This window comes from Psychrobacter sp. 1U2 (assembly GCF_051847575.1).
Genome location: NZ_JBPYDC010000922.1, coordinates 1 through 772, shown reverse-complemented (window position 1 = coordinate 772; position 772 = coordinate 1). Strand labels below are relative to the sequence as shown.

The window sequence follows — 772 nt, the reverse complement described above, 5'->3', positions numbered from 1 at the left end:
ATTTGATCAATACTAAATAAACCTTCCGTCGCACGGGTGGCAACATTAATAATATCAGCATCACGGATCGCATCACCTACCTCTTCGCAGACGCTGATTTCAATATCCCATTGAGCATAATCACGGGCAAAACGGGTTTTAAATTGCGCTGCACCCTCATGGTTTCTGTTCCATAGATATACTGTTTTAATGTCAGGGCGTACTGTCAACACAGCATTTAGTTGTTCATAAGCCATACCGCCACAACCGACGACAGCGACACTTTGACAATCAGGCTTTGTCATATACTTAGTAGCGATACCTGATAATGCAGCGGTGCGCACTTGAGTGATATAAATGCCATCCATAATGGCCAATATCTCACCAGTGTCATTATTTGATACAGTAATAATGGCAGTGGTCGTTGGCATATCACGGCTAGGATTATCAGGACAAATGGTGACAAGCTTTACGGCAGTATACTCTTTTTCACCATCATAGATAGTTGCTGGCATTGATAAGTGCGAGCCTGAGCTATGCTTCTTATCCTCGCCAAAAGTCTCAATGACTAAACGTTCAGGCGCCTTTACCCAATTAGGATGAGCCGCTTGCTGATGTAATAGCTCTTCGATAGCATCAATAGCTGCTTGCATATTGAGATGTTCGGTCACTACCGCTTGATTTAATAATTGCACTATGAGCACTCCTTGCTGGTTGAATTTATAATCGTATTTATTATGGCGTTGTTGCTACTTTCATTTATTGGATACTTAGTTACTTAATTACTTGCTTG

At 41.6% G+C, this 772-nt stretch carries 1 protein-coding gene; it reads right to left on the bottom strand.

Going from position 1 to position 772, the window contains the following annotated elements; genetic code table 11:
* On the bottom strand, window positions 1–674 hold a 674-nt coding region (locus ACS8FD_RS19565; RefSeq protein WP_439277089.1), incomplete at its 3' end, for an ornithine cyclodeaminase family protein.
* Between the last annotated feature and the right edge of the window lie 98 nt (window positions 675–772).